The 22,570-nt window shown below is 55.8% G+C and carries 29 protein-coding genes; 2 read left to right on the top strand and 27 right to left on the bottom strand.

All coding sequences use genetic code 11. The features are described from left to right. Positions 1 to 5: 5 nt before the first annotated feature. From ACQRA4_RS04340 to ACQRA4_RS04225, 24 genes are all read right to left on the bottom strand, one after another. Positions 6 to 686, bottom strand: coding sequence for a hypothetical protein (locus ACQRA4_RS04340; RefSeq protein ID WP_427821859.1), 681 nt, complete (start codon positions 684 to 686; stop codon positions 6 to 8). Then, complete coding sequence (locus ACQRA4_RS04335) at positions 686 to 1,249, bottom strand: hypothetical protein (protein WP_427821858.1); 564 nt, start codon at positions 1,247 to 1,249, stop codon at positions 686 to 688. Before ACQRA4_RS04335 ends, ACQRA4_RS04340 begins: the two co-directional genes overlap by 1 nt. After that, positions 1,246 to 2,370 (bottom strand): hypothetical protein, encoded by a 1,125-nt coding sequence (locus tag ACQRA4_RS04330; RefSeq protein WP_427821857.1) that lies wholly within the window; start codon positions 2,368 to 2,370, stop codon positions 1,246 to 1,248. The genes ACQRA4_RS04335 and ACQRA4_RS04330 overlap by 4 nt, the downstream gene beginning before the upstream one ends. 5 nt (positions 2,371 to 2,375) lie before the next feature. Next, positions 2,376 to 2,699, bottom strand: a complete 324-nt coding sequence (locus ACQRA4_RS04325) for a hypothetical protein (RefSeq protein ID WP_427821856.1) — start codon at positions 2,697 to 2,699, stop codon at positions 2,376 to 2,378. After that, positions 2,692 to 3,333 carry a hypothetical protein gene (locus tag ACQRA4_RS04320; RefSeq protein WP_427821855.1) on the bottom strand — a complete coding sequence of 214 codons (642 nt, stop codon included), beginning with the start codon at positions 3,331 to 3,333 and terminating at the stop codon, positions 2,692 to 2,694. Before ACQRA4_RS04320 ends, ACQRA4_RS04325 begins: the two co-directional genes overlap by 8 nt. A gap of 2 nt (positions 3,334 to 3,335) precedes the next feature. After that, positions 3,336 to 4,847 (bottom strand): hypothetical protein, encoded by a 1,512-nt coding sequence (locus ACQRA4_RS04315; RefSeq protein WP_427821854.1) that lies wholly within the window; start codon positions 4,845 to 4,847, stop codon positions 3,336 to 3,338. Next, on the bottom strand, positions 4,828 to 5,652 hold the full coding sequence (locus tag ACQRA4_RS04310) for a terminase small subunit (protein ID WP_427821853.1): 825 nt from the start codon (positions 5,650 to 5,652) through the stop codon (positions 4,828 to 4,830). The genes ACQRA4_RS04315 and ACQRA4_RS04310 overlap by 20 nt, the downstream gene beginning before the upstream one ends. A 791-nt stretch (positions 5,653 to 6,443) precedes the next feature. Continuing rightward, on the bottom strand, positions 6,444 to 6,797 hold the full coding sequence (locus tag ACQRA4_RS04305) for a hypothetical protein (protein ID WP_427821852.1): 354 nt from the start codon (positions 6,795 to 6,797) through the stop codon (positions 6,444 to 6,446). Then, on the bottom strand, positions 6,794 to 7,360 hold the full coding sequence (locus ACQRA4_RS04300) for a hypothetical protein (RefSeq protein ID WP_427821851.1): 567 nt from the start codon (positions 7,358 to 7,360) through the stop codon (positions 6,794 to 6,796). The genes ACQRA4_RS04305 and ACQRA4_RS04300 overlap by 4 nt, the downstream gene beginning before the upstream one ends. Beyond that, entirely contained in the window at positions 7,357 to 7,974 is a 618-nt protein-coding gene (locus tag ACQRA4_RS04295; RefSeq protein WP_427821850.1) for a glycoside hydrolase family 108 protein, read from the bottom strand. Before ACQRA4_RS04295 ends, ACQRA4_RS04300 begins: the two co-directional genes overlap by 4 nt. 212 nt (positions 7,975 to 8,186) lie before the next feature. Further along, positions 8,187 to 8,477, bottom strand: coding sequence for an HU family DNA-binding protein (locus tag ACQRA4_RS04290; RefSeq protein WP_427821849.1), 291 nt, complete (start codon positions 8,475 to 8,477; stop codon positions 8,187 to 8,189). A 52-nt stretch (positions 8,478 to 8,529) separates the two neighbouring features. Next, the gene (gene nrdD, locus ACQRA4_RS04285) at positions 8,530 to 8,727 is read right to left on the bottom strand and encodes an anaerobic ribonucleoside-triphosphate reductase (protein WP_427821903.1); all 198 of its coding nucleotides are present in this window, start codon (positions 8,725 to 8,727) and stop codon (positions 8,530 to 8,532) included. 11 nt (positions 8,728 to 8,738) lie between these two features. Continuing rightward, positions 8,739 to 9,170, bottom strand: coding sequence for a RusA family crossover junction endodeoxyribonuclease (locus ACQRA4_RS04280; RefSeq protein ID WP_427821848.1), 432 nt, complete (start codon positions 9,168 to 9,170; stop codon positions 8,739 to 8,741). A gap of 3 nt (positions 9,171 to 9,173) precedes the next feature. Next, positions 9,174 to 9,464: a hypothetical protein gene (locus ACQRA4_RS04275; protein WP_427821847.1), complete on the bottom strand. Its 291-nt coding sequence runs from the start codon at positions 9,462 to 9,464 to the stop codon at positions 9,174 to 9,176. After that, positions 9,461 to 10,012, bottom strand: a complete 552-nt coding sequence (locus tag ACQRA4_RS04270) for a hypothetical protein (RefSeq protein WP_427821846.1) — start codon at positions 10,010 to 10,012, stop codon at positions 9,461 to 9,463. The genes ACQRA4_RS04275 and ACQRA4_RS04270 overlap by 4 nt, the downstream gene beginning before the upstream one ends. Further along, positions 9,999 to 10,973: a hypothetical protein gene (locus ACQRA4_RS04265; protein ID WP_427821845.1), complete on the bottom strand. Its 975-nt coding sequence runs from the start codon at positions 10,971 to 10,973 to the stop codon at positions 9,999 to 10,001. The genes ACQRA4_RS04270 and ACQRA4_RS04265 overlap by 14 nt, the downstream gene beginning before the upstream one ends. Position 10,974: 1 nt before the next feature. After that, positions 10,975 to 11,715: a hypothetical protein gene (locus ACQRA4_RS04260; protein ID WP_427821844.1), complete on the bottom strand. Its 741-nt coding sequence runs from the start codon at positions 11,713 to 11,715 to the stop codon at positions 10,975 to 10,977. A gap of 66 nt (positions 11,716 to 11,781) precedes the next feature. Then, the gene (locus ACQRA4_RS04255; protein ID WP_427821843.1) at positions 11,782 to 12,438 is read right to left on the bottom strand and encodes a hypothetical protein; all 657 of its coding nucleotides are present in this window, start codon (positions 12,436 to 12,438) and stop codon (positions 11,782 to 11,784) included. Then, on the bottom strand, positions 12,431 to 14,212 hold the full coding sequence (gene dcm / locus ACQRA4_RS04250) for a DNA (cytosine-5-)-methyltransferase (RefSeq protein ID WP_427821842.1): 1,782 nt from the start codon (positions 14,210 to 14,212) through the stop codon (positions 12,431 to 12,433). Before dcm ends, ACQRA4_RS04255 begins: the two co-directional genes overlap by 8 nt. Further along, positions 14,209 to 15,099, bottom strand: a complete 891-nt coding sequence (locus tag ACQRA4_RS04245) for a hypothetical protein (protein WP_427821841.1) — start codon at positions 15,097 to 15,099, stop codon at positions 14,209 to 14,211. The genes dcm and ACQRA4_RS04245 overlap by 4 nt, the downstream gene beginning before the upstream one ends. Beyond that, positions 15,096 to 16,088, bottom strand: coding sequence for a phosphoadenosine phosphosulfate reductase family protein (locus ACQRA4_RS04240; protein WP_427821840.1), 993 nt, complete (start codon positions 16,086 to 16,088; stop codon positions 15,096 to 15,098). Before ACQRA4_RS04240 ends, ACQRA4_RS04245 begins: the two co-directional genes overlap by 4 nt. Next, the gene (locus tag ACQRA4_RS04235; RefSeq protein WP_427821839.1) at positions 16,085 to 17,080 is read right to left on the bottom strand and encodes a DNA-methyltransferase; all 996 of its coding nucleotides are present in this window, start codon (positions 17,078 to 17,080) and stop codon (positions 16,085 to 16,087) included. The genes ACQRA4_RS04240 and ACQRA4_RS04235 overlap by 4 nt, the downstream gene beginning before the upstream one ends. 259 nt (positions 17,081 to 17,339) lie before the next feature. Then, positions 17,340 to 17,735: a hypothetical protein gene (locus ACQRA4_RS04230; RefSeq protein WP_427821838.1), complete on the bottom strand. Its 396-nt coding sequence runs from the start codon at positions 17,733 to 17,735 to the stop codon at positions 17,340 to 17,342. A 391-nt stretch (positions 17,736 to 18,126) separates the two neighbouring features. Further along, complete coding sequence (locus ACQRA4_RS04225; RefSeq protein WP_427821837.1) at positions 18,127 to 18,399, bottom strand: hypothetical protein; 273 nt, start codon at positions 18,397 to 18,399, stop codon at positions 18,127 to 18,129. Between the two features lie 92 nt (positions 18,400 to 18,491). On the opposite strand from ACQRA4_RS04225, the gene ACQRA4_RS04220 reads away from it, so the two are divergent. Then, positions 18,492 to 18,917, top strand: coding sequence for a hypothetical protein (locus tag ACQRA4_RS04220; RefSeq protein WP_427821836.1), 426 nt, complete (start codon positions 18,492 to 18,494; stop codon positions 18,915 to 18,917). Between the two features lie 678 nt (positions 18,918 to 19,595). Here ACQRA4_RS04220 and ACQRA4_RS04215 read toward each other — a convergent pair. The 3 genes from ACQRA4_RS04215 to ACQRA4_RS04205 form a co-directional block, all read right to left on the bottom strand. Further along, the gene (locus ACQRA4_RS04215) at positions 19,596 to 20,636 is read right to left on the bottom strand and encodes an IS481 family transposase (RefSeq protein WP_427821835.1); all 1,041 of its coding nucleotides are present in this window, start codon (positions 20,634 to 20,636) and stop codon (positions 19,596 to 19,598) included. A gap of 141 nt (positions 20,637 to 20,777) precedes the next feature. Beyond that, positions 20,778 to 21,170: a hypothetical protein gene (locus ACQRA4_RS04210; RefSeq protein WP_427821834.1), complete on the bottom strand. Its 393-nt coding sequence runs from the start codon at positions 21,168 to 21,170 to the stop codon at positions 20,778 to 20,780. Between the two features lie 41 nt (positions 21,171 to 21,211). After that, positions 21,212 to 21,877: a hypothetical protein gene (locus ACQRA4_RS04205; protein ID WP_427821833.1), complete on the bottom strand. Its 666-nt coding sequence runs from the start codon at positions 21,875 to 21,877 to the stop codon at positions 21,212 to 21,214. 414 nt (positions 21,878 to 22,291) lie between these two features. On the opposite strand from ACQRA4_RS04205, the gene ACQRA4_RS04200 reads away from it, so the two are divergent. Continuing rightward, the gene (locus ACQRA4_RS04200) at positions 22,292 to 22,492 is read left to right on the top strand and encodes a hypothetical protein (protein ID WP_427821832.1); all 201 of its coding nucleotides are present in this window, start codon (positions 22,292 to 22,294) and stop codon (positions 22,490 to 22,492) included. The last annotated feature ends 78 nt before the right edge of the window (positions 22,493 to 22,570 follow it).

Genomic DNA, 22,570 nt, shown 5'->3' with positions numbered 1-22,570 from the left:
GCCCTTCAAATCAGTCGCACCTGGCCGAGCGCCGTTATTTCGTCCACGGGCTGCACTTCGCGCCCATAGAGGACTTGCGTGTTTACCTCCACAAGCGCACGGGCGGCCCACAAGCGGCCTTCGGCCTGCTCTCCGCTCGCATTGTCCGCCTGGATTTCCCTCGGCACCGAGATGGAAGCCGGAATCTCTATTGGCTCGCTGCCGAGCCTGTAGGGGACGCTGAACCGGCTGTACTTGCGTCCACGGTGCGCCACATAGGCAAACCAGGCCAGGGTGATTTTATCCAGTGTGGGTTTGTCCCACGCGCACCAGAGAAGCGAATATGACAGCGTGACAGGGATTGAACTCAACCGCATGGCCCGCGGCGTATCATCAATGTGCCGTTCCACATCCAGTACGACAGGCTTTTCGTTCTGATTGCCGACGATGCCGGGGGAGCGGTAGTAGGCAACGACAGGGAGATCAGGCACCTTCTTTTTGCCGGGATTATGCCGGGCAATCCGCCGTATGAGCGAAGGAGGGTCTTCATTTTCCGCCCTGAAAATTTTGTCCCTGGCCGGGCGGTTCAGGAAGCGCCGGAAAGCCTCTGGCTTGTCGTCCCGAAGTCCGTCATACGCGCCGACAATGACGCCGCCCACGGCGAAATCAACAGCCTGGAGGTCACTGATCGCGTTTGCTTCGGCCATTACAGCACCCCCACGCAATCATCTTCGGGTGTATCCGGCTCCCTGTCTTCTGTTTCCTGTTCAGGCGTGTTCGGTACCTCCCCAAGCGCGGGTAATGGCGCACAGACATAGACAGTTCCCGCCCCGGACACCCGGCCAACAGCCTTGCTGTTCAAAACGTACACTGTGCGGATTTCCGGCTCATCGGCGTCAGGCGTGGCGTATTCGCTCCACTGGATGAGGGAGTAGTTATGCACGGGCATGGAGAGGAGGATATTCATTGGAGCGGTGGCGCCGAGAAAGCTGTTTGCCACTTCACCTGCCAGCACCTCAAATCCGAGGCCTTCCTCCGGCACAATCATGGCCCGGCCAAGCACAGGCTCCCCATACTTCTGCGCGCGCTCCCCGGCATCAAGGCTGCCCACAGGGTCGTCCGCAACGGCAACCGTTTCTTCGTCGCCCGGAATCGCCGGGAAGATGAGGCAGTCAAACGCCTTCGGGTCGTGTGTAAGCATGGTTTGCAGGTCTTCGGCCAGTATTCGGGCCGGCGCACGGAAATCCCGCGGATTCAGCTTCTCAATCATGCAATGCCTTCCTTTTGCATCATGCCCTTGAGGTCAGCCACCGAGACAGAAAACTCTTTGGCGAGGTTCTCCAGCCCGGTCTTGAGGTCGAACCCCGGAAGATTGAATTTTACAGCAACAGAGAGATTGTGGAGGCTTTCAACAATCTTTTTTCTTTGTACTTCGGTCATCGCTCCATGCAATTTTTTTTGTTTGTGCCTTGGCTTGAGCTTTCCCTGCATTTCCTTGACGCTCTTTTTCTTTTTCGCATCGGTAATGAACTCTTGCGCTTCACGGAGGAATTTTTGTTGCGCCTGTCTGGCCTCTGTCGGATTTCGCGCCACGCCGCGGGCAAGAGATACGCGCCGGAGTTCGTCAGCCTTGAGGAAGCGAGAACGAACGGTGTCCGCAAAGCCAATGGTGGCCGATTGGCGCTCAATTTCGCCCGCCAGCACAGTATGGATCGTATTGCTCTTGAGAACCCGGAGCACCTTGAGAACATGCTTGCAGCAGCAACCCTTGAGGCCGGGATTCCGTATCTTGGGGAAGTCCTGCTCTTTGGGCGGATTCACGTCAAAGCCGCCGATGGAAGTCAGGTAGCGATACCAGTATTGATGCCGCCCGCATGAGCAGTCGAAGGAGATGCGGCCCGTGGCAACGGTACGCGCCGAAACCAGAGGCATTGCCGTTGAATGGAGGGCCATATCCCAGTCTTCGAGCCGCACCCGCACCTGATAATGCGCCCTGGTGTTCCCGGTTACGCTGAAAAAGAGGAGGTTTTTGTTTACCTTGTAAAGCATGGCGGAGCGTACATTACGGCTGCGCTGAATGTCTGCGGGATCGGATGACTTCTCAAGCTGGATAAGAGGAACGCCCCGGACTTCACGCCGGAAATTCTTCTGCGCGCGTTCATTGGCGGCCACAAAGCGCTTGAGGTCGTCGATGGTGAACTCAACCGTGTGGCCCTTGCGTCCATAGGCAAGCACAAGACCGGTTCCTGCCCTGACATGTTTACGGAGCAACGCCGGAGTGAGAAGGCCTACCGCGTCTTCACGCAACTCGCGGGCCTCCCGCCTTTCGGCAGTGGCCTCTTTCTCAAACTCCTTGAGCTGGCGAAGGATGTCCTGCTTGTTTTCGGCCATATCGCCTACCTGCCGATGCGTTCAAACTCTTGATAGTGCTTGATGCGCTCTCGAATCCATGCTGTTGACGGCAAGAAAATCCTGTTTCCGGGGGCAAGCCTTTCTCTTGGATTGTCGAGCGCTGCGGCTACCATGACGACCCATTTCAGCGTGTCCAGTCTGTACACCTTGTAAGCTATGAGTTCCGGCATAAGTGCATCCGCAGGCTGAATTTCATACTCTGTCCAGTCCGCGCCGGGCCTTTCGGATTGGGCCTGTCGAATTTCACGGTACAACTCGACCCGCACAAGAGGATCTTCGATATTGAGAGGAGAAAGTCGGTCATTCATGACCGCCTCGCAATTCTCTGGCCCTGTCGGCGTCCCGCTGCATGGTGATGGCCTGCCAGGACGAGAAGGGCGAGGGTGAAACGGGATTTCTCTTTGCTACAGCGGCAAGCATGGTATCAACCCAGCGCCCGGACAGCGGCTCCTCAAGCATGGCGGCGGCCACGCACAACAGCATGGCCTTGTGCCCGCCGTGGAACTGCATCCAGTTCGGGTGATACACGATACGGCCCTTTTCGTCGTGCCTGATGTCGATGAGAGAGCCTTCTTCCCCTGCCTTCATGTCATACCGAGTGACAGATGCGTCCAGAAGCAGGTTGCCGGAGTTCTTCAGGGAGAACCACCAGTCAAAAGACTGCTGGAGAAGTGTGCGCCCGTCCTCAACATCGTCGAAGCAGACGGATGCCGCATGAGGGGAAAAAGTCCCGGAGCGGTCTTCAACGGCAATGGCGAATCCCGCGGCTGCTTTCGTTTCAATGTCGGCAAGCATTTTGTTCCGCCACTGTGATGGAGGGCCGGCAACAGGTACGCAGTGGGTGATGGCAAGGTGATTTCCATCAAAAAGGATTGCCGATGCCATGTGTCGGTTTTCGCTGTCCAGGGACAGGGTAAAAATCTTCTTTTTTTCGGTAGTCATGTTTAGCCCCTGATTTCCTCGCCGTCCCGCAGCAGAGAAAGTTCTCGCGCAATCCGCAAGAGTTCGGCTTCTTCCTCAACTATGGTGGCATCCTGGTCGGCGGGGATGTAGTCAACGATGAAGGCGAAACAGCAGGTGTCGGATATGTCGGGGCTTTTGATGCCTTGCGCTTTCATCTGGTCCTTCGGGAGCATCTGGTAGCGCCCGCGTTCATCAATTTTGTAAGGGAGCCGGGAGGCCTGCTCGACAAATTTTTTGAGGTCCGGCCCCTTGAACCGTTCCTCAAAGATGGCTTCCCGCAGCTTGCAGTGGGCATACGACCGCAAGTTGAAATAGCGCCGCTGGTCTGCCGCCGCATGACAGGGCAAGCCCCAGTGGATGCGGGATACGGGTATGCCCATTTCTTCGAGTTCAAGGACAACGGTTCTCCCTGCACCGTCCGCGTCAACGGCTATCGTGAGCGCCGGCAGTTCGTGGTATTTTGCCGCAATACGCCGTGCGAACTGCTTTTCATCCAGGTCGAGGTATTCATCGCATGAAACGGTTTCCACCATGCGCCGCGGGCCGCTTCCGGACACGCGACAAATGGTCATCACCGATGAATCCCTGTGAACACCTTCGGCAACGTCCGCGAGCAGAACCCAGCCCCACGCTTCCTGATGGATGATTTTGTTGGAAACGCACTGGACGCACCAGCTTCGGGGTATGAGGTAGCCGGAAAGGTTGTCGGGAAGATTGCCCAGAACACGAATCTGGTACTCCGGGGAGTGATGTCCGCCGTACTCTATGAGTTTGTCCCGGATAAACTGCTTCGAGACGAGCGGGCTCAATTCCGAGTTCATGGTGATTGCGGTGTAAATGCCATTCCCGCCACCTTCCTTCACCGCGAGCTTGGTCATGGCCTCCGCGAAATGTCCTGTTGCTCTGGTCGGCTGTGAGGTCATGACGTATCGGTTGCGCTCGTTGGTGAGGGCGCCTTTCAGAACATCGTGAATCACATCATCCACGCCGGAGGCCTCATCCACCACAACCAGGTAGTTGATGTTGTGCTGCCCTGCGAGGTTTTCCGGTTTGGCCTTGCTCGCCGTTTTCGGCATGACATACCATGAATCCTTGTGGAGCACCGAGAAATAGCGGCGGGTTTCCTTGACGAAATACCCGGCCTGCCAAGGGTACATGGCCTCCACGTCCGCAATCACGTCATCAAGGTATTTCCAGACGACAGAGCGCGCCTGCTCGATGTTGGTAGCGGTCAGCATGGCATTCGAGAAGTGAAAGACGCGAAGATGCCAGTCCAGAATCCATGCGAGCATCGCGCTTTTGCCTGTACCATGGCCGGAAGATACGGCCACGCGGCAACCGGGCTTGCTCACCGCTTCAAGAAATTCCATCTGCTGCCATGTCGGCTGGTAGCGGGAATTATCCAGCACATACGCAACCAGATTGTCATAGTAGCGGTTTTGGAACTCGACATACCGCGGGTCGCGAAGGATTTCACGAATCTTTTTCGCCATCGCTGACGCGCTCCGGTTGAAATGAGCCGCCGCCCATTTCGTCTTTCATCTGCCGAACCTGCTCCGCGCGCTCCGGGACAAATCCTGTCCGTTGCGCTTCTGCCGCTTCCATTCGGGCCTTGGCCCTCTCCGCCATTTCTTCCGGGCTGATGGTTGCGTATGCCCCGTTGTCATCGGATGGTGGTTCCGGTTCCGCCTTGGCGAGCAGCAGGCGCAAGGATTCGGGAAGGGGATAGCCTTCGGCCTCAAGCGTAAGTGCCGCTTCTGCCGGGTCCAACTTCTTGTCCCGCACGTCGGTAAGGATTTGCCGTGTGAAATCGCTCTGGCGCGTCTGGCGCTGCCGATGCCGCTCGAACATTCCAAGGTGCCGGGCGAGCTTATCCAGCGCGGAAATCTTGTCATGCAACACCAGTTTTACATTTTTATCTTCGCCTTCCGTGAGCTCCTTTATCAAGGCGATTTTTTCGGGCGGAATTTCATCCATGTCGCGTAGTCTTACGCCGTTGTGGTCGAAATGCAGGTAGTCCCCGATGTTCGACTGAGCGATTTCCGCGAGTTTGAGAAGCACATAGTCCTGGGTGATATGCAGGCGCGCCACACGGTCTGCGATGCCTTTGTCTATGGCCTCCTGGATATGGGGCTTGGAAAGAAGCTCGCTCGCGGTGCAACGCGGATTCCTGGTCTGGTATCCGGCTGCACGGACGGCATCGGCGCCGTTCATGGAAATGAGGTAGTGCTCCACAAACAGCTTTTGCCGCCCCGTGGGTATGGGCTTGCGAGACTTGGGCGTCTTTTTCACGCGCATACCCCGGAGGCCCTGGCGGCCTCTGCCTCTGCTTCGCGTGTTATCCTGTTGGCAAAATTCAATACGCTCATGGAATCCACGCGCATTTCAATAGTTTCGTGGGTTTCTCCACAGGTAAGGCATACACGTCTGCGCATGATGTGGTTATCAAACGACATCGTGTTGCGGACACATGTTGTCGGCTGTCCGCAACGTGGGCATTGATAGCTTCCATACTCTTTTTCTGTCATCCGTTTGCCCCTCTCTGTCGCAAAATTTCAGCCTTTTGCTTTGAGCACTCATTGAGTTGAAATTCCAAGAGTGACACGCGCTCCTTCAGAGCATCGTTTTCGCACAAAATGCAGAATCCGTTTTCAGGATTGATGAGGCGCACCCTTTTACAAGATTTGCATCTTGCCATTACCCCCATAGTTCGTGGCATCAACTATCCTCCCTTACGAAAACACATGCAGAAAATAGAGTAGAAAACCAGCTACAGCAGATAATGTCCATAAAAATGCAAAACAGCTACCTGATGCAGCCAAACCGCATTTCCCCCGCCGCAGCCTGGAAGGGGCGAGGCCAAGGCCACTGAAAAAACCCCATTTCCAGCAGGCGCAGCCTACGCCCAGGCACCGCGATGGATATGAGGCCTGCCCCTGGTCTTGTGAGCCAGGGGCGTAGATGATGGCTCTATTGAAGGCGCCACATTTCACGACTTCGAGGCGCGGCTTGTCTGAGCCTTGCTGAATGGAAATGCGCCCCATCGGACACCAGTAGTCCCCGGCCTCTATTTCTTTCACATACACCTCTTAATGCTGTGCGGTTATTTTGAGGAGAGACTTGATGTCCGCCCGGATTTCCGAGAAATCGTCACGCAGACCGCTCAAAACGGTTTCCAGGTGAGTCAGTCTTCGCTCCTGGTCGTCTGTCCGTTGCGCGTTCTGGACGCTTGCTCCTTCCATGCGCTTCAGGTCTTCCTTGATGGTGGTTTCATGCCGGGCCACATCCCGTTCCAGCACGTCAAGCCGCCCCTCAATCCGGATCATCATTGTCCAGCCGGTGAGTGCCGCGCTGCCTATGCCCACCAAAACAGCAATGGCAATTCCAGCCACGACTTGCGCGGTAACAGTCTGAATCCCGCTTTTTGGGGTTTCATTGCTCATTGCTTTCTTCCTTCCGGCCTGGTGAGGCTCTGCTGGAGGGGGGTGGAGTGGTAAAGCAGTGCTTCGCTGTTCTGGCTCGAACGGGATGCCCCAAACCAAAAAGCGATAATGATGCCCAGAAGTGTGCCCATTGAGCCAAGAAGGCGGTCAACCATTCCAGAGTCAATGTTGTCTCCGACACCCCAGAAGAACACCGCATAATGAAATGCGAAAATCACGGCCACAAGAAATATTGTGAGCCAGTAAAGGCGCGTCCTGTCCCCGCCATCAATGGATGCCTGCCGGGCGCTCACGCGGTCGGCAACTTCGGCTTCAATCTGGGCGGTTTTCCATTTCAGAATGTCCGCCCGGTGCTGCACTTCAAGCTCCTTGAGGCGAATCATTGACTGTGGGTCGCTCTGGATTGCCTGCATGACAGCCGCAGGGTCATCTTCGCAGCCGAAGAGAGAAGCAATGAGAGACGCCGCCCCGCCAGCGGCGGCGCCAATCGGGCCGCCCAGGATGGTGCCAAGGATGGGGGCCGCTTTGGAGATCGTCTTGCCAACGTCTTTCCAGTCCATCACGCCACCCCCTGTTGCTGCCCTGCTGCGGTATCGGCAATGAGCTTGCGGCAATCGGCGGTGCGATTCAGCCACCCCTTGAGAAAGGCCGCGGACTGCGGCTTCGCTTTTGCCAGTCTGCGATACCATGCCTCGCGCCTGTCGAGGTAGGCGTGTACCAGAGCCGCCTCTTTGCCCATATCAGCCAGATTGTTGCTGTGGAAACGGGTAAGGGGGCCGACATTGGCCGCCAGCTTTTTGATGGCATCGGGGCACAGCACGTTGATGGCTTCCTGCAAGACGATTGCGGCGCGTCCGGCTCCGGCGTTGACCGCAAAATCATAGAAAGCCATTGCCACCAGAGGCGGCAGTTGCGGCGCGCGCGGGATTTCCCAGAAGTGTTTGCGGAAGATCTGTTTGGCTGTGGCCTTGGTGATGGCAAGGACATCATCCCTGTCGATGTCGCCATCGCCGTCAATGTCCCCTTCAATGAGGCCAAGGGATTTCAAAAACATCAGGCTGACGCCGTACATGGTGACGCCGCCGGGGTCGTTTGGGTGGTCGACGTATCCCCCCTCCCATTTGGCAACATGGGCGTGAGCGAGTTCAAAGGCCGTTTCATGGCAAAGGGCTGACATCGGAGCCTCCTTGTGCTGATTGTCGTTCTTTGCCAAAAAAATCGCGGACGGAATCTCTGGGGGCAAGAAAAGCCCTCGCAAATGCGATATATTTAGCGCCTGAGAACATTTTTGTGGCCCTTGCACTCCAACCCGTAAGGGGAAAGATGATGTATGGTTTTGTATGGCTCTCGCACGGCCCTTGTGTGAGAAGAACCGTGCGAGACACACGATTACGGATTCAGGGTTTCTTTCAGTGTCTTGCTCATGCTGAACACCACTTTCCGTGACGCGGGAAACTCCATGGCCTCGCCTGTTCTGGGATTACGCCCCTGGCGGGCGGCAACCTCTTTGATTTTCAGCTTGCCGAGACCCGGCAACGAAATCTCCCCGCCATCCAGCAGTTCGGCAGAGGCCACATTGCACAGCGTATGAAGGACTGTTTCCATGTCTGCTTGAGTCAGCGGTCGCCCGTATCCTTTTGTTTCCGCCGCAGCTTTTACAATCAACTCCTGTTTTGTCATGGCATACTCCTTTCTTGTTTTTTGTATGGGTTGTTGCGTTCAGTGGACACAATCATACGTCTTCCCTCCATTTTTCCATGCCTGTTCCGCTCCCGGTATGCTTCACCCGATCCGCCACCTCAGCCCTCTTAGCGTTGTTGAAGCGGTCTATAGTGCCGACAAGGTAGCCGGTAATCCGGCGAATGCGCTCGAATTTCACGCCTTCGCCGACTATGCCGCCAACAACAGGCAGACCCGGATCGCCCTGCATCCGTGATTCGTTCATATCGTTTCGCCCTCCATCATTTCGCGTATGCACACTTCCCAGCGGCCTGTTTCGCCATAGCGTTTTTCGCACGCCAGGCGGACCACCTGCCGGTCGTCATGCCAGAATTGCAGGCGCGTCATGGCGTCTTTCAACTGTTTCGTGAGGTTATCCAGGTCCGGCTTTTTCGTGTGCGACTCGATTCCGCGCAGCATGGCCGCCCGCGCTTTTTTGCTCGCGCTCTTTGGCGGTGGGAATACAGCCCGGAACTCCAGTACCACGCCGCCGTCCAGAGGAGAGGCGGGCGCGTGAGGCGCCAGCAGAGCATCCAGAGTTTGCTCGTTGGCGCGTTGCGCGCCGGATTTGAACGTCATGCTGCGGCCCTTGACCACGCCGTGCCGGGCGCGTGCCTGTGCTGTGGGAATGATGGAGAGAGTAAATGCTATCATGGCTTACATTCCTTGCGAAACCGTTTGAACTGCCGCTTTATCCCGCCGCCCGCACTCTTCGATGAACGCCGCAGGTGCGTGTTCCATGCCCCATTCCCGCTCTGTGACCCAGCGGGCAAAGGAAAACAGATTGTCATTGAGCGCCCCGGTTGCCTCGTCTATGGTCCGTTCGATAGGAGTTTCCGCGAAGAGGCTGTTACCCGTCTCTTTGCGATAGAGCTCCACCATTCTCTTGTCTTTTGCGGAAAAGAGGATGAAGTCCCGCCAAACCATCTCCATTACGACGTTGCTCATTTCGCCACCAATGCCTTTTCAGCACTCATGTGTATCCCCATTCCGCGTCCACTCAAGAGTTGGGCAACCGCCGGGGCGCCATGTTCCAGCACCTCCACTTTCCCATGTGCTTGCGTCCAGAGTTCGAAGAAGTCGCGTCGTTTGAAGTCGAGATTCCGCCTTTCCCATGCCCCAACTGCGGCCCAACCGCCCATGATGCGAACAACATGGGCCGTAGTCGGGTGAACTTCTTCTGGAGAGCGGTACAGGACACCTTTTTCGACCTGTTCCATGAGCCAGCCCCATTCAGCGGAGGCCTGTAGCTCCAGCCCTTTCGGTCCACCGCCGGTTGCGTCTTCGATTGCTTCCCGGAGTACCGCGAAAGGCGGCATGGTCTTGTAGGCATAGGTTCCGATGACGCGCACGGCCCCGACTTCAACCTGTTCCGCCGTGTAGCCTTCGAGAAGCCGAAGCCACATGCGCAGCAGGACAGGGGAAAGTTCTTTCCCGAAGTTTTCCGCTATGCCAGAGATGGCCAGTGCTTTTCTTTCCTGGCTATTCGCCGTCATGTTTGCCTCCTATTTCCGCCATGACCGCCTGAACGGTTTTCATGTTTCGCTCTGCCAAGCTACTGCCTGCGTTGACTGGCGGCGAGGCGCGAGTGCGTGGTTCCATGCGCCACCACTGCTCCTTGAGAAATTTTGCAAGACCGGGAGCTTTTCCGGCCCGCCATTGCGCGTCATTGCCCGACAGGGCATCAAGTGCATGGAAAACCTGAGCAAGGCCCGGCCATTGGCGTGATTTTTTCAGAGCCTTGTATTCTTCAAAGCCTGCAAGTGGAGCCTCTTTCCTGCCGGATTGGTCGTATGCCTCCCGCAGTTGGAGAAATTCAAGGCTTGCTTCTCCAACACCACCCCCTTCTGGCACGGTCTGTGCTACGCGCGCGTCTTGGTATTTAAATATATCCATGGGGGGTGGTGTATTTATATTCTTATCTAGTCTAGTCTTATCTAGGCGTGAAAGCGGGACATCGGCGTGACACGTCACGGATTCGCCCGTGTTTGTCACATCATGCGTCACAACGTCACGGCCATTTTCGTGACATGTCACATTGTCACCCGTGACACCGTGACCATCTGCGGGACATCCGTTGTCCTTGTCACGCTCGCGGACTTCCTTGTCCCTTTCGCGCTGCCGCCGTTTGCGCTCCCTGCCCGTGGGGTCTTGCGGTTCTTCCTGCCGCTTCTCCCAATTGCTGATCCGCCCATCCACGATGCGCGGACGCTTGCCGGTACTCAGGGCGTCCACGATGGCGGCACAGGCCCCGTCCGGAATCTGGAGCACGGCGTCCATGCTCTCGGCGTCAAAGTCCTCGATGCTCCCCCTGTCCTCCGCCTGTGAAGCGCATTCGAGCAGCGCCGCCCAGACAGCCACCACTACGGCCACGGGTTGCCCGCTCTTCCGGGCAATAAGAGGCCACTTGTCGTCCGCAACGGCGCCGTGAAACCATTTCAGCCAGTTGTAGGCCATCTCACGCCTCCGCTTCTGCCTTGGAAATGAGCCGGAAGGACACTGCCCAGACCCACGGGTTTGCGTCCCAGCCAAGACCGCGCGCGGCATAAAGCTTGTCCCAGAGCCTCCAAAACCCCCATCGGTAGAACGGCTGAGAGACCACGCCATCCAGTCCCGGATGCGAAAATGCCGGGCGGACACCTTCGGCTTGCGCTTCCGACTCATTGATGTCCTGCACATGAACCAGCTTCACACCGGTCACGCGCCCAAACAGGCGTGCATATTCCTTGGGCATATGGATGGACGGTCGCCAATGGGGCATGTCGTCTTTATCCGCCATTTCTCCCGAAAATCCGTCCCCGTCACAGAACATCACGTCACTGTTCGCACGGTACGCGATAACAGTTCCGTCATAGTTCCACCGCTTGTACCCTTTTCTGTCCATATAAAAGGTAGGCGGCTCTATAAGCTGCTCTCCTGGACCTATAGGTATCGGTTCGCCGGTAGCCGGGGATACTGCTGTAAGTTCCGCCCACGCCTCTCTCACCCAGATGACATCGCCAGGGCGCACCGGAGCACGAAAGATGTTGCCATCCACATCCTCCCACACCCATTCTCCTTTTCTTTTGGCCACGTCCTCCACTGGCTGTTTGCGCAACGGCCAGCGTGTGACGGTTTTGTGGCCGGAAAGAACGGCGCGAACCATTTCCCCCGTCAAAAGTCGGGGATACCATTTGACCTTGTTGCTATTCTGGTTCATACTTACCTCGTTCTGGTTTCTTTCGGCTTTACGTCGAGCAAGCCCGGTTGCAGCCGGGCTTTTCTTTTATTTCCCGTACACCTTCGCCTTTGCCGCTTCGGCTTGGCATTGCTTCGAGCAATACTTTTGCGCGGAAGCCTTTGGCGTGAACGGTCGCTTGCACTGCTTGCACAGCTTGTCGCCCGGTTCCAGCACAAGCGGTGTGCCCGTGATGCGCTCACAGCCCTGGCATTCCCCGCGTTCCCCACAGGGCAGACGCCGCGCCCGCAGGCTCATTCGCGGACAGAAATCCCAATCGCTCGTGTCGACGTTCGCGGCGGCGGAAGGCGCGGGGGCTGTTACGGTAGAAACGGAAGCCTTTTCTTCCGCCGGGGCGGGTTCGGCGGCCGCCTGGCGTATCGCTTCCAGTTCCGCCTTCAGCCTCTTTGTCTCCAGGGCATGTGCGGCGCACATGGCCATCGCAAGTTTTTCAAACCTGCCGCCCTGGGCTTCATACCGACAGTTGAGCCATTCCAGTTCGGCCCATGCCTCGTTCAGTGATGCCAGCAGGTCCAGCAGATATTTTTTGCGTTTGGCTCTGGTACGGGCACCAGTCTGCCGCTTTTGCCCGCGTCTGCGTTCCGCCGCGCATTTTGCGGAGCAGGTAATATGTGCTGGATGGCTGGCTTCAAAAGTTTGCCCACACTGAAGGCATTTCCGCTTTCCGTATGCTCGTTCAGGCATGGTTCCTCCCATTTTTTGCATGTTGTTCTTGCGTGGCTATGGCCTGCGCTATCCGCTCGCCGATCCAGCGCATGATGTTGATAGCCATGCTGTTTCCGATTGCCCGGTAACGTGGCCCGTCAGCGCACTTGAGGAGGTCCGCCAAAGAGAGCGGTTCCTTGCATTGCCGCGCCATTCTGCGGAGATAGCGCCGATAGGAACGCAGTACGATTCGTTTGGGCAATTTGCGGGTTCGGTAAGGGACCACCGTGCAGTCGTCAGGGAAGCCTTGAAGTCTTTCACATTCCCTTGGCGTAAGGCGACGTACCTGAAGCTGCGGCGTCATTATCTGCCGTGAATGAGTGCGTCCGCCACTGCCGGGATTCATCAGGCAGTAAGCCTGTTCTTCAAGGTATTCGAGCGTTCGGCCTTCCGTTCGGCCACGCTCGGTAAATGCGAGGCACAGGTTTTCATGGCTATCCTGTTGTCGTGCCCGGAGCGGGCCGATGCCCTCCCGCCAGACTCCATTGCCGGAAGCACTAAAAACGTCCACGGAATTTGGGGTGGATGTCATGCAGCTCACCAGATTGTGATGTTCATCCCCGGCGGGGCCGCTCGTCCCCTTGCTCCATTTGCAGGATATGGCCTGGCTGACGATTTCCGGAGCGTAGCAGATACAGGTCTCCGCTCCGTTATTTCGCCCGCATGGGTGCGTGACTTCGCCGGAAACATCCGGGTCTTGTGAACCGTGAAAAGCAATGACCGCCTGCCCGTTCGCACGGTCGAGAGTATGGGAGACCTCTTGAGCAATGCCATTGCCGTTGGCGGAGGTTTGCGCGGTTCGCACGGCCAGGACTGTAGGGCCTCTGTCGGCGCATGGTGAAGCATCGGCGCCTTCTGCCGTCAATGACGCCGCTACAGCGCCATACTGTGAGCATGGAAGCATGTAGCCCGCAGCGGCCATCTCCACATTGTTCTTCCAGCTACCAGCCTTTTGGGGCGGGACGACTGCGTAAAACCCGGCCTGGGCCTTGTTGTCGTCTGGCCCACCGCCTCCAAAGCTTCCTGTCAGAGCTTGGCAGACATCGACACAGGCTCCGGGGGCAGTTCCCGCGCCACGACTTCTTGCAAGGCTCGCATCAAGGGTTCCGGCAATGTCCTCCGGCGTTTGTCGGCTCGGCGGAGTATCCCGGCGCAGGCCGTCGAACTCAAAAAGTATCGTTCGGGGATCGGGGCCGTTTCGAGGACATCCGACAACAAAGACACGGCGGCGGCGTTGGGCCAAGCCGAAATATTGGGCGTCAAGGATACGCCAGCAGATTGACCTTTTGGGTCCAAGCACATAACCAGCGTCCGCCCACCTTCCCCCTGGCGGGAGAAGCGGCGCGTCTTCACCGGCCAGTCCTCCAAGAATACATCCGAAAGCGTTTCCCCTGTCGGAGAGAACGCCCGGTACGTTTTCCCAAACAACGAAAGTTGGATCGCACTCATCGGCCAACCTCACAAATTCAAGGGCCAGATTGCCCCGTTCATCATCAAGCCCGCGCCGCAGCCCGGCCACGCTGAAACTTTGGCAAGGCGTGCCGCCTACCAGGACATCGACAATGCCGCGGTAGTTCGTGCCGTTGATTTTCGCCATGTCCCCAAGGTTCGGGACTTGCGGGTAGTGGTAAGCAAGGACGGCGCACGGGTATGGCTCAATCTCCGAAAAGGCCACTGGTTCCCATCCAAGGGGCGACCACGCCACGGACGCGGCCTCAATGCCGGAGCAGACGGACAGATAGCGCACGTTCATGCCGCACTCCGCCGGTATTCCGTCCACGGCACAGTTTTGAAGATGGCCTTGTGATTTACCCACCGCGCGAAGTCGCGTAGATGCTTTGCAGGTAGGGCCTTGGAACCAGGCTCGCGATATGGTTGAGCGAAAGGATCAACCTTCAGGGCGCGGAGAAACTCGACCCGCTCCAGGGCATCATCTACATCCTGCACCAAAACGTAGCACGAGAAATTGTATTGTTTGTTGCCGTGGCGGCGGATTGCTTTGACCGCCGCTTCAACAGCGGGCATCTGTGATTTGTGGTCGCAGGCAAGTCGAATGCTTTTCAGCCAGTGAACCCGCGAAAGTAAATGGGCAAGGGCGTCGTCAGCGGCAATGAGCCGGGCGTCCAGCCCTTGATTGCAATCAATGCGCAGGTTGCGGGTTATGGACCTCTCCAACTGCATGATCCCATGCTCATGCGCGAGGATGTTGTTATCCATGAGCACCACGTCACGGCAGTCAGGGCGCAAGAACTCTTCCAGTTCGGCATGGGCGTGGATTTTTCCTTCCTTGCCGGGTACGACGCACCATGGACAAGAACGGATGCAGCCCCGCGTGGTAAAGCCAAGGCTTGCTTTGAAACCGGGGTACAACGAGTAGTCCGGCATGATGTGTTCAATTTCATCAGGCAAATCTGAGCCAATTCCATACCCGGTGCCGCCCCGAATTACGCCGCGCGGAAGATTCGGCTCTTCTGCGGTAAAGGAGAAGACCTTGGAGGAATACACGCGGTCATAGCTGTCGTTCATCAAAGGGATGAATCGTTCAACGGCATCCTTCTGTGTTCGATGCCACGCCGAGAGCTTCATCAACGGCAAGTTCGGAAAACGTGTCCGGTCTGAATCATGGAGGGCGATTTTCATTCGCACAGCCCTCCGGCATATATGCACACCTCGGAAGTCGGCGGCGCTGCGCAAGCAAGCATGTCGAACTGCTTCCCGCCGCGCCTGGTCATGGACCAGCGCACGACCTCATCAATGCCCACCGGGACATTACTACCCGCTGTGTCTTGGTGGAAAAATGTAGCCTGTCCCGAACGGCTGGAAATCCGCACAATGCGTTCCCACTTGCGAATTTTGGCAATGTGTTCGGGGAACAATCTTGCAATAAGACGGATGTCCTGTTTGTTTGACTGGATGCAGGGCATACAACCCACACGGGAAAAGCCCATTCCGTAAAGAGGATTGAGCTTGATGCCGTGCCGCCGGTGCATGGCGGCCACATCCTCAACCGACCACCCCATGAGCGGGCGATAAATGGTTAGCAATTCCGAGTCGGGCGAGAGTTCCCACATGGGGTAACAGGAGCGGCGGGCAGATTCTTCAGCGCGGATGCCCTGCCAGGAAACAATATGGAGCTCTTTATCAGTCAGAGGCGATTGGAACTGGTACCACAAGGCAAAGCGTTTCAGATACCTGGAACAAAACGCCCGTGAACGACAGGGGAACATGCCCCGAGACACGCATAAATCCAGGAAAGGAACCCCGGAAGGCTCAAGACCGGCCGCAAGCACCTCCTGCACCCGTTCTTCCGTCCAAGGATTCATGGCTCTGGACGTGGCTTTCCCGGATTCCAGCCAGGCGCGCTTTCGTGCCAGTTCCCGCAAAAAATCGGCCTTCACCGTCTGTACTTTCGGGCCGCCGGTACGCTCATGCAGGCGCGCGACATACTCATACGTCGCTTCATGTTCGTTGCCGGTGTCCGCGAATACGGCATCAAAATCGCCGCCGGTCTGTTCCAGGGCCAGCAGGTAGGTTGCCGTGCTGTCTTTGCCGCCGGAGACGGAGACGACATGCCGCGCGGGCCTGCCCTGAGCCTGTTCAAGGATGCGCGAAGGCAGACAAGTACTCATGCCTTTGCCTCCACATCTCGGAAAAATGCCTGCTGCGGCCCGTGGGGCCGCGCATTGGCGATGCGCCGCTCGGCCATGTCCACATATTCCGAGTTCAGTTCGATACCGATGAAGTTGCGCCCTTCCTCAATGCAGACCTGCCCCACCGTGCCAGAGCCGAAAAACGGATCGAGGACAGTGCCGCCGACAGGGCATCCGGCCAGAATGCAGGGGCGGATCAAATCCGGCGGAAATGTGGCGAAATGGGCATCAGGGAAGGGGCGTGTTGGAACTGTCCAGACACCGCGACGGGCGCGGGTCGGCCCACAGTAACGGGTATCATCGCGGTCCGGGCGATGTGTGCCTTGCGGGTGATTTGCTGGGCCTTGCACACGCTTGGAGTGCGCGCGGCGAAAGCTGTATCGGCTACCGCCCGTTTTATGTGCCGCGCTCTTGGCCGCCGGTTCCCGCACGGCTTCCGCGTCGTAGTAGTAGCGAGGTGACCTGGAAAGGAGGAAAAGGTACTCGTGCGCCCGTGTAGGTCTGTCCTTGACGCTTTCCGGCATGGGATTGGGCTTGTGCCAGATGATGTCGGAGCGCAGTATCCAGCCGCGCTCTTGAAGAGCAAAGGCTACGCGCCACGGTATCCCGACCAGATTTTTGTTTCCAAGTCCATCGGCGCCCACAGTCGTTTCGCGCATGTTCTCGCGGTAGCCGGGCTTGTCTGACGGAGCAGGGCCGGAAGCGTTCTTGTTCCCGTGGTAGCCGACATAAGAATCACCGAGATTGAGCCAAAGCGTACCGTCATCCCGAAGGACGCGGCGCACTTCATCAAAAACAGGAGCGAGGGCGGAAACATAGGCAGAGGGCGAGACTTCAAGCCCGATTTGCCCGGCCACGCCATAATCCCGCAGGCCCCAGTACGGGGGAGAGGTGACGCAGCAATGCACGGACTCGTCGGGCAGAGTGCGGAGCATGGACAGCGCGTCGCCGGTAAGGATGGTTCCAGTCATGCGCCACTCCGCGCTTTCCAGTCCCACCACGAGGGAGCCGCTGAAGCTATGTGCCGCATGTGCGGCGGCAGTTTCCAGTCCGGCACATATATGGCTTCAAACTGACGCGGGGACAGCCGTGTCATTTCGCCCGTCTCGCTGTCAAAAACTTCGTAATCCGACTTGGCGTTGCCGCACTGCCGGTAATACGCAACGCGCGATGTGCGGAGGGAAACGGCTTTCTGACAAGATGATTCACCCATGCTCTTGCTCTTCTGGCTTACTTTTTCTCTTCGGGGTGGCGCGCGAGCGCGGCGGTTTGGCGCAAGTCCAGCAATGCCGCTTCAAGCCGTGCAAGCACCGTCTCGTAGCGAATTTCGCCTCGCCGAAAATTCTGCACGGACTCGTGGAAGGCTACGACTGCCGGGTAATCCTGGAGCATCTCCGCCTCCACAGTGGGAGCATCCGGCTCCACAGCGGAAAGTCTTGTGAGGCTGTAGCCGAACAGTGAGGCCATGTACCGAAGCGGCTCGACATTGGCGGTGATTTCCATGCAGGCGATGAGATCACGCGCTTTGAGCTTGCCTGTACTGGTAGGATTCGGATTCATGTCCGCATAAAATGTGGATTCTGAACGCGCCGCGTCGCCTTCCTTCTCTCGGATGGCGGAGAACACGGCCCGAAGCCCACCGGGGTACTGTGAACAAGCCTGGTTCAATAATCTTGTGACAGTTTGTGACGGACTTTCCATCTTGCAATTCCTTCCGGTTATTTTGTCGTCTACTGTGGCGACATGAATATTTGCTGTGCGTTTGCGCTTGTCTCGCTCCGAAGCACAGAAAAGGGGTTGTCGGCGCTGGTGCGGATTACAGCGCCGGGGCAAATCATCTGGCGACGACACCGCCTTGCAAGGCTACCGACGCCCGATGACTTGCAGGCCGTAGCGGGGACGGCGGCACGGCATCTTGTGCCGGAAGGCGGGTGCGTTCGCCTGTGCCTGCAAGGCTCGCTTCTGGGTTACGGTGCCGTACAGCAGAACGAGCAGGAACAGTGAAAGGAGAGCTTTGCTACTCGACATGGTTTTTCTCTTTGCGCGGTTTTGCAGCCGTTGCTGGTGACAATGGGGAAGGAGAAGCCTCGACTGTGGGAGTTTTTTGCTCCCCATAAAGGAAGGGCCAGAGGCGAAAGAGCGAATCCGTGTTGAGGTTGGCTTTTTCGATATTGACAAAACGCCAGAGGCTACCGTGATCCACCCCGCTTTCTTGAGCCAAGCGGTGAAGGGATATGCTTCGCCCGTCCAGATGCTTGCGGATGTCATTGATGAGCGTTTGCTTGTTCATGGGGTTATTGTGGCGAACGCCACTTATTTAGTCAAGTCATATTCTGGCTATCGCCCTTTGACGGGCATCGCAAAACGCGAAAAAAAACAGATATGAAAATGGAAAAAAAATTTCGGGGCGCTCTGCTCAAGGTGCTGGAAGATAAGACTTTCAAGAGCGTGAACGTGCTTTGCGGAGAGGCGGGAGTTGACCACGCTGGTATTGTCAATTTTGTCAACACGATGAAATTTCAGGCCGGGGAATGCCCCGAACCCAGCCGCGTCAAGAACAACTTGAATCTAGATGTCGTGTCCAAACTGATTGACGTGATGGGGGGAGAGCTTGTCTTTCCGTGGGATTCCCCGGAAGCCGAATGCCAAAGCCAGCTTAAGAAATTCAGGGAAGAAAACGAAAATTTGAAAATGGAAATTGTCAAACTAAAAGCACAAAAAGAGGCATTTATGGAACTGATAGGAGACAAGTTTGCTGCCTCGTCAACCGCGCCGGAAGAACCTCGGCAAAATAAAAGTTGTGCGTAGTCAGAATAGAAAAGCGAAACTCAGGTTGTACCATTATTTATGTGGAGTATTCATAGGGGGGTGAATGTTTACGAGATGCCTGATTGAGACAATAGACGAAGCAGCCCTCGACAAATTCGGTGACTACTCCAAATTTTCACGGGCAGCATGGCCTGGCTACAAAAACCAGGCCGGAACATGGCGTGCCATTAGAAACCCACGAAAAAACGGGAAAGCACGGGCATTATATATTGAGGATTTGATTTGCATTTCAACTGCCTTGGAGATCCCGTTATCAGAGCTTTTCTTTCGAGTTGAGCAGCGCGTAAAAATGGGATGGAAAACACCTATAGAAATTGACAATAGTGCCCCCTGCTCATGTTGAGGTGGGCAGCGATGTACTTCAAAAGCAAGAAAAAACCGCATGAAACCAAAAGTTGAGACTGTAGTTCACTCAAGCGATTGCGTATTGCACTTCCTTCCTAAAACGCCCAAAAGGCGTCCAACACCACGAAAACATTAATGGAAAAACAGAAAAATGGATGCACTATCATACATGTGGAGTATTGATAATGGGAAATGATGAGCAAAGTAGGCTACTAGGTATAGAATGTTATCGGCAGGCAGGCGAGTATGTAAAATGTAGTAGTTCAGACTTGATCTGACATTCGCTCCGTTTTGATGTCTCCTCTTGTCCGATTAGTTGAGCTGTCCGACCTTTTCGTTCCAGAGCTGTTTGCCCTCAAGGAGAGTTTGCATGGGCGTTCGGCCACAGCACATCTTCCCCTGGTGAGTCCGCTCGGTGTTGTAATACTCCAGCCACTCATCCAGATCGGCCTGAAGCTCCTCCAGAGAGTGGTATAATTTGCGACGGAACGCAACCTGGTAAAACTCATGCAGGATGGTCTTGTGGAAGCGTTCGCAGATGCCGTTTGTCTGCGGGTGACGCGCTCGGGTCTTCGTATGCTCGATGTCGTTTATGCCCAGATACAGCTCGTAATCGTGCGTTTCCAGCTTCCCGCAGTACTCCGTTCCCCGGTCGGTCAGGATACGGATAAGGCCCATTTCCTGCGAGGCAAAAAACGGTAATACCCGGTCGTTGAGCAAATCCGCTCCGGTAATGGGTGTCTTGGTGGTGTAAAGTTTGGCATTTGCCCACTTGGAGTAGGTGTCCACAAAGGTCTGCTGATAAATGCGCCCTACGCCCTTGATAGTTCCCACATAAAACGTGTCCTGGCTGCCCAGATAGCCGGGGTGGTGAGTCTCGATTTCGCCACAGGCTTCATCGTCCTGTTTCTTGCGCTCCAGAGCCTGCACCTGTGCCTCTGTCAGTACAAGACCTTCCTCGGCGGATTTCCTCTCCAGGGCACTCAAGCGCTGTTTCATGGATGCCAGGTCATGCCGCAGCCAGATGGAACGCACTCCGGAAGGAGAAACAAAGATGCCCTTCTTGCGAAGCTCGTTGCTGGCTCTCACCTGCCCATAAGCGGGAAACTCCAGGGCAAAATCCTTAACCGCCTGCTCTGTGACTTCATCCACACGGTTTTTGAGATTGGGCTTCTTGCGGCTGACCTCAAACAGCGCCTCGACGCCTCCGGCGCTATGCGCTGCCTGATAACGGTAAAAGGTGTCTCTGGAAAATCGCATGACCCGACAGGCTTTGGAAATATTGCCCAGTTCTGCCGCGAGGTTGAGAAGTCCGGTCTTGTGCTTGATGACGTTTTGGTTAAAGCTTTCCATCTGGGAACTCCGTTGGGCATGGTGCCCGGTTGATGGTGTCACGTGTTTCCATCAAAACGGAGTTCCCCTTTCCTGGCAAGGGCCTACTGTCAGATCAAGTCGAAACTAGTTCATGTAAAAGCCGCGCTTTACTCATTCTTTCTACTTAATGGCGGCGCTATTACGGCGATTCTTGCGAAATCTCCTTTGAATGAAATAACGGTTCACATATTTTGGTTTATTGGGGGGATTGTGGCTGCCGTACTTTCTTTGGTGACGGCCTTTCTTGCAATGAATGAGGCAGCGCGACTTAATGGAGGTTACGACGTTTCCCCTTTCAGTCCTTATGCGCCTCGCGTAATATTCACAAAATTTTTCTTCATAACGCTTTTTTTCGCTCTCATAAGCCTTATATCCTTTCTCATAGGGTGTGTAGCCGTCTGGGAGGCCTGTAAATAATGTAAATGGATCAACTGATACGCGAAAAGCTAACCATGCTATAAACCTTTCAAATTCCCACTTGAAACGTTTGTATATTTCTTTTAGGTTTTTCATACTTCTTCCTTGCGAAACAGAAATGGAGGTATGGTTGATGACTAGCCTTTATCCATTTTTTCAAGTCCAGCAATGCAGTTTTTCATTGCCGCAATGAGATGTTGTCTTACCCGCGTTTTGTGTGGGTTCCGTTTAAGATATTCGTAATAGCAAAGAAGGTGCGTGAGATCATCAAATCCCAAGTGTTCTTTTCTGACCTCAAATTTCAAGCCCGGCTCGTAATGCTCTCTGCAACGAAGGTGAAGCACCCCCGAAAACCCAAAGTGTTCACCTGATTCTCGGTCATCAACGCTTATAATTTCACGACACACATTGCCGTAATTAGTGTCATCAATCGGCGTTCCGCAAATCTCGCACCTTCCCTGATGCCTTCCTTCTCTTTTTAGTATTTCTGCGGACTCATCAATAAGATTTGCTACGACCTCCATAATGGGACGGCCTTTCATCGTCTCCCAAAATACATTTGGGGCGCATTCCCTTACAAGTTTTCTGAAAAACGTCTCATAGTCTTCAAGCGTTCTCAGTTCGCCCATGCTTGGGATGGTATTATCTGTGTACCTCTCCTGGGTATCCATCCCAGTCACCTCTTTAACGGTATCCACCGCCTCGTGGCCGTCCGCTCCCAGCATGGCGACAACCGTTGCCCTCCGCTCCCGGATTTCCTCCACCGATAGCCCCTTCATGGGCTGAGAAATCATCACTCGCATACGTTTTTCCTCCTTCTGTGATTTGTGGAGGGGAGAAGTATAAAAAAAATTGTGGCAAAAGCCACATTTTTTATTGACTAGTTGTGGCGTTCTCCACTAAAAAGAACTTGCCAACAGGGCGGAAAGCCCACGGCAACCCAGCCCAGCCTGACAAGCGAAGACCCAACCAAGGGGGGACAGCATGAGCATTTGCTTTGCAAGGACAGAAAGAGAGTTCAGGAAGGTGTTTTCCCGCCTGCTTCAGGACGACCTGCGGGCAGTATACACCCATGCCTCAGCCAAATTCATAAATGACCCTTTTCCTTCTGTTCGGGCGCTCTGCGATTGGGGTTGGAGGGTATACCACGAAGGATGTTTGCCTTCCGCGGTTCGTGGGTCGTGGCCTGTCTGGACGCGAGACCAGGTGGACGGAATATGCCGGTACGCCTGGAAACGGTTTTTCTCCTGATTTTGTTTCTGACCGCCATCATCATCTGGATGGTGGCGGGATTGAAGCAAAAATCAGGAGGAAAACATGACATATTTGATCCAGCTCGGCCCCGAAGCCCGCGCTATCTCTTTCCAAGGTACGTTGAAGGCCGCCAAGGCCTTCGCTACCCGCAACGCACCCGATGATCCCGGCCGCGGACTGATTCTGATCGCTGATAGCGACGGTCGTGAAATATGCCGCAGGCGGCGTGTGGACTGCTACGA

The sequence above is a fragment of the Desulfovibrio sp. SGI.169 genome (assembly GCF_050313595.1).
In the GTDB taxonomy this organism is placed as follows: domain Bacteria; phylum Desulfobacterota; class Desulfovibrionia; order Desulfovibrionales; family Desulfovibrionaceae; genus Desulfovibrio.
Note: the sequence above shows the minus strand (reverse complement) of the source record. Positions and strands in the feature narration are given on the sequence as shown.

What these genes read in the sequence shown, in the direction of transcription:
- ACQRA4_RS04275 (WP_427821847.1), bottom strand. Translation starts at nt 9,464, where the DNA reads ATGAGCAACGTCGTAATGGAGATGGTTTGGCGGGACTTCATCCTCTTT.
- ACQRA4_RS04215 (WP_427821835.1), bottom strand. Translation starts at nt 20,636, where the DNA reads ATGGAAAGCTTTAACCAAAACGTCATCAAGCACAAGACCGGACTTCTC.
- ACQRA4_RS04290 (WP_427821849.1), bottom strand. Translation starts at nt 8,477, where the DNA reads ATGACAAAACAGGAGTTGATTGTAAAAGCTGCGGCGGAAACAAAAGGA.
- ACQRA4_RS04205 (WP_427821833.1), bottom strand. Translation starts at nt 21,877, where the DNA reads ATGCGAGTGATGATTTCTCAGCCCATGAAGGGGCTATCGGTGGAGGAA.
- ACQRA4_RS04330 (WP_427821857.1), bottom strand. Translation starts at nt 2,370, where the DNA reads ATGGCCGAAAACAAGCAGGACATCCTTCGCCAGCTCAAGGAGTTTGAG.
- nrdD (WP_427821903.1), bottom strand. Translation starts at nt 8,727, where the DNA reads ATGCAGGGCGATCCGGGTCTGCCTGTTGTTGGCGGCATAGTCGGCGAA.
- ACQRA4_RS04245 (WP_427821841.1), bottom strand. Translation starts at nt 15,099, where the DNA reads ATGAAAATCGCCCTCCATGATTCAGACCGGACACGTTTTCCGAACTTG.
- ACQRA4_RS04210 (WP_427821834.1), bottom strand. Translation starts at nt 21,170, where the DNA reads ATGAAAAACCTAAAAGAAATATACAAACGTTTCAAGTGGGAATTTGAA.
- ACQRA4_RS04305 (WP_427821852.1), bottom strand. Translation starts at nt 6,797, where the DNA reads ATGAGCAATGAAACCCCAAAAAGCGGGATTCAGACTGTTACCGCGCAA.
- ACQRA4_RS04270 (WP_427821846.1), bottom strand. Translation starts at nt 10,012, where the DNA reads ATGACGGCGAATAGCCAGGAAAGAAAAGCACTGGCCATCTCTGGCATA.
- dcm (WP_427821842.1), bottom strand. Translation starts at nt 14,212, where the DNA reads ATGAACGTGCGCTATCTGTCCGTCTGCTCCGGCATTGAGGCCGCGTCC.
- ACQRA4_RS04200 (WP_427821832.1), top strand. Translation starts at nt 22,292, where the DNA reads ATGCCGGTACGCCTGGAAACGGTTTTTCTCCTGATTTTGTTTCTGACC.
- ACQRA4_RS04325 (WP_427821856.1), bottom strand. Translation starts at nt 2,699, where the DNA reads ATGAATGACCGACTTTCTCCTCTCAATATCGAAGATCCTCTTGTGCGG.
- ACQRA4_RS04235 (WP_427821839.1), bottom strand. Translation starts at nt 17,080, where the DNA reads ATGACTGGAACCATCCTTACCGGCGACGCGCTGTCCATGCTCCGCACT.
- ACQRA4_RS04295 (WP_427821850.1), bottom strand. Translation starts at nt 7,974, where the DNA reads ATGTCAGCCCTTTGCCATGAAACGGCCTTTGAACTCGCTCACGCCCAT.
- ACQRA4_RS04280 (WP_427821848.1), bottom strand. Translation starts at nt 9,170, where the DNA reads ATGATAGCATTTACTCTCTCCATCATTCCCACAGCACAGGCACGCGCC.
- ACQRA4_RS04260 (WP_427821844.1), bottom strand. Translation starts at nt 11,715, where the DNA reads ATGAACCAGAATAGCAACAAGGTCAAATGGTATCCCCGACTTTTGACG.
- ACQRA4_RS04310 (WP_427821853.1), bottom strand. Translation starts at nt 5,652, where the DNA reads ATGCGCGTGAAAAAGACGCCCAAGTCTCGCAAGCCCATACCCACGGGG.
- ACQRA4_RS04340 (WP_427821859.1), bottom strand. Translation starts at nt 686, where the DNA reads ATGGCCGAAGCAAACGCGATCAGTGACCTCCAGGCTGTTGATTTCGCC.
- ACQRA4_RS04240 (WP_427821840.1), bottom strand. Translation starts at nt 16,088, where the DNA reads ATGAGTACTTGTCTGCCTTCGCGCATCCTTGAACAGGCTCAGGGCAGG.
- ACQRA4_RS04320 (WP_427821855.1), bottom strand. Translation starts at nt 3,333, where the DNA reads ATGACTACCGAAAAAAAGAAGATTTTTACCCTGTCCCTGGACAGCGAA.
- ACQRA4_RS04335 (WP_427821858.1), bottom strand. Translation starts at nt 1,249, where the DNA reads ATGATTGAGAAGCTGAATCCGCGGGATTTCCGTGCGCCGGCCCGAATA.
- ACQRA4_RS04265 (WP_427821845.1), bottom strand. Translation starts at nt 10,973, where the DNA reads ATGGCCTACAACTGGCTGAAATGGTTTCACGGCGCCGTTGCGGACGAC.
- ACQRA4_RS04225 (WP_427821837.1), bottom strand. Translation starts at nt 18,399, where the DNA reads ATGAACAAGCAAACGCTCATCAATGACATCCGCAAGCATCTGGACGGG.
- ACQRA4_RS04315 (WP_427821854.1), bottom strand. Translation starts at nt 4,847, where the DNA reads ATGGCGAAAAAGATTCGTGAAATCCTTCGCGACCCGCGGTATGTCGAG.
- ACQRA4_RS04220 (WP_427821836.1), top strand. Translation starts at nt 18,492, where the DNA reads ATGAAAATGGAAAAAAAATTTCGGGGCGCTCTGCTCAAGGTGCTGGAA.
- ACQRA4_RS04255 (WP_427821843.1), bottom strand. Translation starts at nt 12,438, where the DNA reads ATGCCTGAACGAGCATACGGAAAGCGGAAATGCCTTCAGTGTGGGCAA.